7 protein-coding genes and 2 pseudogenes are annotated in these 8987 nt (G+C 41.2%); 2 read left to right on the top strand and 7 right to left on the bottom strand.

The window, feature by feature from the left end; translation table 11 throughout:
- The first annotated feature begins 456 nt into the window (after positions 1–456).
- Complete coding sequence (locus EI164_RS12390) at positions 457–696, top strand: hypothetical protein (RefSeq protein WP_192520259.1); 240 nt, start codon at positions 457–459, stop codon at positions 694–696.
- Between the two features lie 124 nt (positions 697–820).
- Here EI164_RS12390 and EI164_RS12385 read toward each other — a convergent pair.
- Positions 821–1714, bottom strand: a pseudogene (locus tag EI164_RS12385) (neutral zinc metallopeptidase).
- A gap of 681 nt (positions 1715–2395) precedes the next feature.
- On the opposite strand from EI164_RS12385, the gene EI164_RS12380 reads away from it, so the two are divergent.
- The gene (locus EI164_RS12380; protein ID WP_192520258.1) at positions 2396–2734 is read left to right on the top strand and encodes a hypothetical protein; all 339 of its coding nucleotides are present in this window, start codon (positions 2396–2398) and stop codon (positions 2732–2734) included.
- A gap of 408 nt (positions 2735–3142) precedes the next feature.
- Here the strand turns inward: EI164_RS12380 and EI164_RS12375 are convergent, their stop codons facing one another.
- The 6 genes and pseudogenes from EI164_RS12375 to EI164_RS12345 form a co-directional block, all read right to left on the bottom strand.
- Positions 3143–3442, bottom strand: coding sequence for an integration host factor subunit alpha (locus tag EI164_RS12375; RefSeq protein WP_110923573.1), 300 nt, complete (start codon positions 3440–3442; stop codon positions 3143–3145).
- A gap of 222 nt (positions 3443–3664) precedes the next feature.
- The gene (gene pheT / locus EI164_RS12370) at positions 3665–6070 is read right to left on the bottom strand and encodes a phenylalanine--tRNA ligase subunit beta (RefSeq protein WP_192520257.1); all 2406 of its coding nucleotides are present in this window, start codon (positions 6068–6070) and stop codon (positions 3665–3667) included.
- 60 nt (positions 6071–6130) lie between these two features.
- Positions 6131–7186, bottom strand: a complete 1056-nt coding sequence (pheS, locus tag EI164_RS12365) for a phenylalanine--tRNA ligase subunit alpha (RefSeq protein ID WP_192520256.1) — start codon at positions 7184–7186, stop codon at positions 6131–6133.
- 345 nt (positions 7187–7531) lie between these two features.
- Complete coding sequence (gene rplT, locus EI164_RS12360) at positions 7532–7888, bottom strand: 50S ribosomal protein L20 (RefSeq protein ID WP_011281252.1); 357 nt, start codon at positions 7886–7888, stop codon at positions 7532–7534.
- 137 nt (positions 7889–8025) lie between these two features.
- Positions 8026–8223 carry a 50S ribosomal protein L35 gene (gene rpmI / locus EI164_RS12355; protein WP_011281253.1) on the bottom strand — a complete coding sequence of 66 codons (198 nt, stop codon included), beginning with the start codon at positions 8221–8223 and terminating at the stop codon, positions 8026–8028.
- 631 nt (positions 8224–8854) lie between these two features.
- Positions 8855–8987, bottom strand: a pseudogene (locus EI164_RS12345) (IS1 family transposase); the annotation flags it as partial.

Genomic DNA, 8987 nt, shown 5'->3' with positions numbered 1-8987 from the left:
CGTCTATGGGCATCTCACAACTCCATTGTATTCTTGGTCGAAAACAATAGATTAGTGAGGTGCTCTTCTTTTTTCAATCACTTTCGAAGTTGAGAGTGGGGTTATATCTATGCAAGTGTAATAACTTCCAGAAAAATATTCATCAAGGACACAGTGGAGAAACATCCTTTACAGGATATTTGCAAAGAATAGCGCTTTTACTACGCGCATAAATTGGTAGTCGGGTTACTATAAGCATACTCTGCTACACAAATCGACAGCAGTATCAATTTTTGGTACATTTAACGCAGTCTTTATTAATACAGACCACGATATGTCTTACGATAACAAAATAGGTCATTTCAAGACTATTGCCCAAGTACCCTAATACTGAATGTTAGTACCAAGATACTTGGACAATGCAAATATCGTGCTTTGACTATGATTAACTAACTTGATAACTTAACAGGTGATATTATGAAATTTGCTAAAACTATTGCAATGACTGCTCTTACTAGCTCTGCTCTTATCATGGGCGGCTGTGCAACTAACGGATATAGCAGTGGCTTGAGCAACACTGCTAAAGGTGCTGCTGTTGGTGCTGCTGCGGGTGCTATCGTTAAGAGTAGCGGCAATAGCGAAGATATCGCTCAGGGCGCACTTGGTGGTGCAGCAATTGGTGGTGCTGGTGCTTATATTCTTGATCAAACTCGCTAATTAATCTTATCAAGGCTGCATCCCACCTTGATAGAATCTTAGCTGACATAAAAAAGCCTGCAATCGATTGCAGGTTTTTTGCATTTGGAGGAATATTCTTTCTTTGAGGAGACACGAAATACCTTTATAAGGCACCACTGAAAGTATCACAAGACTGAACGCTACCACTCTCTAAACCACGAGTGAACCATTACACTCGTTGCTGACTGGTTCCATGAGTAAAGTTATCAGGTACAACGGCTCCACCACTGGCCTTCGCTAAACGATCATCACCGATTTGACTGGCTGCATTGATGGCTTCATCGATATCACCCGCTTCCAAGAACTCTACACGCTCTTGATTACGCTGCGCCCAAACACCTGCGAAACAGTCTGCCTGCAACTCCTGTAGCACTGACAGCTTATTGGCTTCTACCTGCGTCACTTGACGACTGGCTTCGCTAACTTGTTGACTGATACCTAGTAAAGTCTGCACATGATGACCAACCTCATGTGCAATAACATACGCTTGTGCAAAGTCACCTGCTTTGCCAGCATTATCTTGCTCACCAGATCCTTGCTGGTCACCAGTGATGCCTAGATTTTGGTTCATTTCTACAAAAAACGATGTGTCTAAATAAACCGTCTGATCCGCTGGACAATAAAATGGACCAGTTGCAGAGCTAGCACTACCACACGCTGAGTTGACCTGACCTGTAAAAAGAATTAAGGAAGGTTCTTTATAGGTACTACCTGCTTCGTTAAATATTTGATGCCAAACTTCTTCTGTATCAGCCAATACTACTTTTACAAACTGCGTATCTCGATCATTACTGGTTGCAGCTTCGGTAGAGGTATTATTATTATTACCACTGCCTGCGACTACCTGACCCGTCTGTAAAGCCGTCATCGGATTTACTCCGAATACTAACCATAGGATACCAGCAATAATAATACCGCCAATACTGCCACCCACTACCTTACCGCCAATACTACTAGTACGTACGTTTGAGCTACCACGTCGACCTTGCCATTTCATAACTTTATTCCTTAAACATACGATATATAATACTGTTTATATTATGGTGTATCCTCAACCTAAACAATAAATATTAAATGGACTAAAAATGTCTAACTATTTGCCAAACTGCTTCAAGTAGCCTGCTAATATCTCGATATTATCTGCACTTTCAAAGTGAGGATACGCTCTAGGGTCTATCAAACATTCACTAATAGGCGCTATTTAATACTCAATACACCCTAATAATTATTCATGCAATATAACCGTTAGCATCATTACTTACCTTGATAATTCAAGGTTTATAAAGTGCGTTTGATAGCCAATAGCTCTCTATTTTACTTATATTGCTACAATCGTTACATTTATTTACTATATTCATGGAGATAAATGCAGTAAATTATTGCAAAGTTAACTGTACGCAAAATTTTAGAAAAACTGTTTAAAAACAATCTAATATCTTTAATTTTATTTCCACCAATATATTTTATTATATTAAAGATAATAATAAATATACGAAGTAAAATTAAACTTATATTTTTATTGTTACTTAATTGTACGGACTATTTCCATTTAGATAGAAAACATATAGAATGCGTGCAAGCTGAGTATCTGTGACTAAGACTTGTGGGATTATGAGAAATCTCAAATTTCAACTTATGTTACTACTACTGGTCATTTCATTTTTCCGGAGAAAACACTATGAAACTTAAATTACTTGCTCTAGCTGGTATCATGACTGCAACTATGGGCCTAACTGCTTGTGGTAGCAACACAGAAGAAGCTGCTGACAACCTAGATGATGCACAAGGTGAAGTACAAGAAGCACAAGACGACCTAAGCGAAGCTGCTGCTGAAGGCGAAGAAGTTGCTGTTGACGCTGAAGCTGCTGTTGATGCTGCTGAAACTGACATCGCTGATGCTACAGCCGAAGTTGCTGCTGAAGTTCCTGTAGATGGCGAAGCTGCTGAAGGCGACATGGCTGCTGTTGATGCATCAGACGACGTTGTTACTGAAGAAGAAGCACCAGCTGCTCAGTAATTTTTATCGTTTATATGATAAAATTACGGTAGTAAAAAAGAGAGCCTTAGCTCTCTTTTTTTGTGCCTATTATTTATGATATCTACTAGGGTCTGTTGAACATTCAAATGTGATACTGGCAGTGACTATTTTTTAGACAATACGCAGGGAAATTTTTGACGCCTAGTCGTTCTAGGTTAGACAATGTCGCCATGTATTGGCAAAAAATAGCCCTGCCCTCCACTCGATCACAGCTCTCGCCTTGCAAACGGGCAAAGCAGTCCTAATATTTGAATGTTCAACAGACCCTAATATCAGCACTCATGTATAGGCAGTAATAAACACGCTTATATAAAAAATATTAAAAAATGACCTAAACATCAAAATGCTTAGATCATCATATTCATATTATTAACTCAAAAGCCTGTATTAGGCATCAAACAAGCGCTCATCAACCTGTTGACGAAATTTTTGTCCTGTTTTGAACGTGACTACACGTCGGGCTGATACCGCAACTGGCTCCCCTGTTTTGGGGTTACGACCTGGACGGCTATTTTTGTCTTTAAGCTCGAAATTGCCAAAGCCTGAAAGCTTGACCTCTTTGCCATCAATCAAACTCTCTGACAGCTCATCAAAAAAGTTCTCTACCAGACAGCGACCTTCTTGGCGTGTTAGGTTAAGGTGGCTCATCAAATGCTCAATCATGTCAGATTTGGTTAAAGTGCTCACAGTACGACTCCTATGCTATGTCGTGATGTCGAATATCATGGTCTAGCGGTATGAGGGTTAAGGGTAGCTATTATAAAGGGTTTTGGACATCTTTTTAACAAAAACCGTGTTAAAGTCCTTTATTAATAACCACTTAACTTTTTTATGATTTTTTTACAAATAGCAATGCCCCATAGCCTCATGAATGACAAGACTACAGAGCATTTATATCGATATAAAAAATTAGCTATCGCGTAGCTGTGCTGAGTGTTGTTCTATTAGCGCTTGTACAACCTTATCAGTCGTGGTTTTCACAGCATCATCAGATAATGTTTGCGTACTGTCTTGCCATACCAGTGCAAAAGCTAATGAGCGTTGGCCTGCTGGTACTTTGTCGCCTTGATATACATCAAACAACCAAAGATCACTGAGCAATTCACCTGCAGCAGCCCGAATCGTGGTTTCTAATGTTTGCAAACTGATATCACTATCTACTAAGACTGCAATATCACGGCGTACTTGTGGAAACTTACTTGGTGTGGTGATCGTATGTTGCTCACGAGCAAGGGTTAGCAAGGGTGCCAATGATAATTGAGCAACCCAAGTGGCAGGTAGGTCTAATTGCTTTGCTGTACTAGGATGCAGTTGTCCCAACCAACCAACGTAGGTATCATCAATGTATAATTTAGCGCTCTGCCCAGGATGTAAGAAGTTTAGTTCACTGCGCTCGTAACGAACACGTGCGCTGTCTATCTGTGCAGGTAATAATTGCTCAATATCATGCTTGAGGTCATAAAAGTCTAGCGCACGGTTTTGATAAGCCTGCTCATCCCACACATCACCAACTGCTACCAAAGCAATACTTGGCGTTTGTAGCAAGTCACTAACACTACGACCCACGAAACTCAAACCCGTTTCAAAGAAACGCACACGTGGTTGTTGACGGTTTAGGTTGTATTGTACACAAGGCAATAAACTAGATAGTAAGGTGCGACGCATCACTGCCAAGTCACTAGAAATAGGATTGGCCAATGCCAACACTTCTCCCAAAGCCTCATCATCAATTAACGCTTCTAGTTTTGCATCGCTAAAGCTAAAGCTGATCGCTTCCATATAGCCATTATCGACCAGTGACAGCTTCATCTGATGGGTCAAATCTGCCGTGTCATCATAATCCATACTGACTTGCAAATGTGGCAGGACGCTTGGGATATTGTCATAGCCATAGATACGGGCAATCTCTTCAATGAGGTCCTCTTTAATACTCATATCAAAGCGATAAGATGGCGGCTTACAGACTAGCACATCCTCTTGCTGCTCTACGTCGAACCCTAACTGAGTCAAAATACGAACCATCTCTGCTGGCTCAATCTCAATGCCGATGACATCACGAACTTTAGTGATTGGTAAAGTAATTGGCGCACGCACTGGTAAATGCTCGCTACTCTCAGCTTTTACTATAGGACCCGCTTGACCGCCAGTGACGCTAATAATTAAGTCACAAGCACGTGCCAATGCTAGCGCTGGTAACTCAAAATCCACCCCACGCTCAAAACGTTGCGACGCATCAGTATGTAAACCAAAGCGGCGTGCGCGAGCGGCGATAGCAAGCTGACCAAAGAAAGCACTTTCTAGCACAATATTGGTCGTGCTATCCGTAACGCTACTACGCTGACCACCCATGATACCAGCAAGTGCCAGTGCGCCTTTATCATCAGCAATGACTAACTCATCACCTGTTAAGGTAACCGTTTGTTCATTGAGTAAAGTAATGGTCTCCGCAGGCTCTGCCAGACGCACAACGATATCGCCAACGATGGTATCAGCATCAAATGCATGTAGCGGTTGACCCAATTCCATCAATACATAGTTGGTCACATCAACCAAAAAGTTATGTGAACGTAGCCCTGATTGAACGAGCGCATCCTGCATCCATTTCGGTGTCTCAATGCTACGATCGATATTGCTAATCGATTGTAATAAGTAGCGAGGACATGCTTCAACGGCATTCACTGTAACGCTTGGTGTTGCGCTATTTTCAGTAATGGTGATGTTGTCAGCGATAGTTGGCATTTGTATTGGTAGGTCGTTAATGACTGATATTTCACGAGCGATACCACGTACGCTAAAGCAGTCTCCACGGTTCGGAGTGATTGAAATATCCAGTATTTGATTATCTAAACCCAAATACTCACGGATATCCATACCGATTGGTGCATCAGTTGGCAATTCAAGCAAACCATCAATGTTATCAGTTAAATCAATTTCTGAAGCACCGCAGAGCATGCCATTAGAGGCAACACCACGTAGTTTGCTTTTTTTAATTTTAAAGCCTTTCTTATCATCACTTGGCAAAACTGCACCGACTGTGGCAACTGGAGCTTTCATACCGACGGTGACATTAGGGGCACCGCAGACGATTTGTAGCGGCTCAGCTTCACCGATATTTACCTGCGTGACTCGCAGTTTATCAGCGTCTGGATGCTGTTCGACGCTGACGACCTCTCCGATGACCACGCCACTAAAAGCACGAGCTACCGCATAACGGTCATCAATCTCAAGTCCTGCCATTGTTAATTGTTCGGCCAACTGTTCGCTGGTATTTGTGGGATTCACCCATTGACGTAGCCACTGTTCGCTAATTTTCATAAGTATCTCGGATCAGAATTTTAGAATAAAGGTAGACGTATTAATATCAAGAACGAAAATCTAGCCAAACTGCTTTAAAAAGCGTACGTCATTTTGGAAGAACAAACGCAAATCATCGATACCGTAATACAGCATCGCAAAGCGCTCAATACCCATACCAAAAGCAAAACCCGTATATTTTTCGGCATCGATACCACAGTTGGTCAGCACTTGTGGATGCACCATACCGCAGCCCATCACTTCAAGCCACTTGCCATTGTCATCTAAGATATCCACCTCAGCAGAAGGCTCTGTGAATGGGAAAAATGATGGACGGAAACGTACAGTCAGCTCTTTGGCAAAAAACGCTTCCAAAAACTCACTAATCAAACCTTTTAACTCAGCAAATGTGCTCGACTCTGTGACCATAAGTCCTTCTAACTGATGGAACATCGGTGAATGAGTTTGATCTGAGTCATTACGATAAACGCGACCAGGACAAATAATACGAATGGGTGGTTCATTCTTTTTCATCGTACGAATTTGCACTGGGCTGGTATGTGTACGCAATAAGTAATGCGCATCAAAATAGAATGTGTCATGCATCGCTCGTGCAGGGTGATGCGATGGAATATTGAGTGCTTCAAAGTTATAATAATCACTCTCGACTTCAGGACCAGTCGCCACATTGAACCCTGCTTGCACAAAATACTGCTGCATACGCTGGGTAATCATCGTAACCGGATGCAAGTGACCTTTTTGACCACCGCGAGCAGGCAATGTAATATCAATACTTTCTGCTTCGAGTTTGGCATTTAGTGCAGCTACTTCTAGCTGTTGTTGCTGATCAGTCAATGTCTGTTGAATACGGCTACGTACCGCATGTAACCAACCACCATAAGTTTTTTTGTCATCAGCACTGAGCTTGCCCATCTGCTTTGACCAGCCAGTTAGTGAGCTCTTTTTGCCTGTTAATTGCACACGCAAATCTTGCAAAGCGCGTGCATCAGTGACTTGTAAAACCAATGCTTCAGCGGCATTGGCATATTCTGTTAGCTGAGACTCTGTCAACTCGTTAAGCTCTGAGGATAAGGTCGGTAGCGCCGACAAATCGTTGATAGCAGCAGGGGTAGTCATAAGACGCATTATTCCTGATTTAAACGGACTATTAATAATAGTGATTAGTAATTGTAGGGGTTTGACCAAATATTGCAAACCATTTGCCCTATCATTTTAAACCAAAGGCTAGCAGTATGAATGGCTTGAATATTTAGACGGTAAGAAATGCTATATCAAAAAATTAAAGGGGCAGCTTATCTCTGATAAAGCCAACCTTAAAATAAATTAATATAAAAAAAGCCACCGACCAGCGGTAGCTTTTATTAATATCATACTATTAATCAATATTAGTCCTATCCATTTAGATGATTACTTATCAAGTAATGTATTTACTAAGTAATCTACCTAAAGGACGGTTAATATTTAGGCCAATTCCGCTTTTGCTTTTTCGACCAATGCTGTGAAAGTCGCTGCATCATGCATAGCGATGTCAGCAAGTACACGACGATCGATTGCGATGTTTGCTTTTTTCATACCATTGATAAAGCGGCTATAGCTTAAGCCGTTTAAGCGTGCACCAGCATTGATACGTGCAATCCAAAGACGACGGAAAGTACGTTTTTTGTTGCGACGGTCACGATAAGCATATTGACCAGCTTTGGTCACTGCTTGTACCGCTACACGGTAAACACGTGAACGGGCACCGTAGTAGCCTTTTGCACGTTTTAGGATTTTTTTGTGACGACGATTCGCCTGTACACCACGTTTTACACGGGCCATAAATTACTCCAAGAATTCTTAATCATTGTTAAACGATCAACAATGTTATTCATTGATAAACATCGTTGTCAGATTGCAAGCCAAATATTTTTAATTAAAGAGATAACTCTTTGTTAAAAACACATGACGATAGGCTATTAGATGTATGGGCACATACGACGAACTGCTGCTTCGTCAGACTTGTCCACCATCTTCAGACCGCGCAACTGGCGAATACGCTTAGCTGATTTCTTGGTCAAGATATGGCTTTTGAATGCTTGCTTACGCTTGAATCCGTTTGCTGTTTTTTTGAAGCGTTTAGCGGCACCGCTTCTGGTTTTCATCTTAACTTTCATGATGACTTGCCTCTTTGTCTTTAATAGAACCTGGTCGTCAAATAGTTAATATAGCGTAGTAGTATAAAAACAACCACTAAACTGCTATTTGCCTTGAGGTGGGAGGCCGTATTTTAGCAGATAATGCACTGTTTTGCCAAGTAAAGTTTCAGACTTGTAGTAGTCAACCATCACTATAAATAAAGAGTATAATCAAATTCATAGCTCTTTTTATAGCAACGAGAACAAAGTGGTAGGTTTTCTTTCAAATGAATTGAATGACAACCTAAACCTTGCTTTGGTAGAGACCAAGCGTTGATACAATCTAAGCGCTCGTCATACAAGACTACTTATCACAAATATTATCCTTGTATCATAAGCTCATTATCATGATACTGCCAATTTATACGATAAAAAGCAGAAGCTATTAACTGCCATCAATCTAGGAGATAACGTGTCAAAAAAAGAGTTGCACTTTGATAACGATCTATTTGTCTTTGAAACAGTGATGCGTGTGCGGCATACTGAAATTGATACAGGCCATCATCTCACGCTGGAGTCATTGACAGCATTGTTGAATGAGGCTCGATTGCGATTTTTGTATTCAAGAGGGATTAAAGAGGTCGGTGGTGTTCTAAAAAGTATGCTGGCATCAGACGTAGCCATAATTGATGTAAAAGAACACCATATCAAACACTTTGAAGTGATTATCGAGCTTCTTAGAGAAACAACAGGTTTTTCTAACCGCTCGTCTTAATCGGTGTCTAAGGCGACAGTTATTACCC

The sequence above is a fragment of the Psychrobacter sp. FME13 genome (genome assembly GCF_014861395.1).
GTDB lineage: Bacteria > Pseudomonadota > Gammaproteobacteria > Pseudomonadales > Moraxellaceae > Psychrobacter.
The sequence above is the reverse complement of the archived record's forward strand: the minus strand, read 5'-3'. Positions and strand labels throughout refer to the sequence as shown.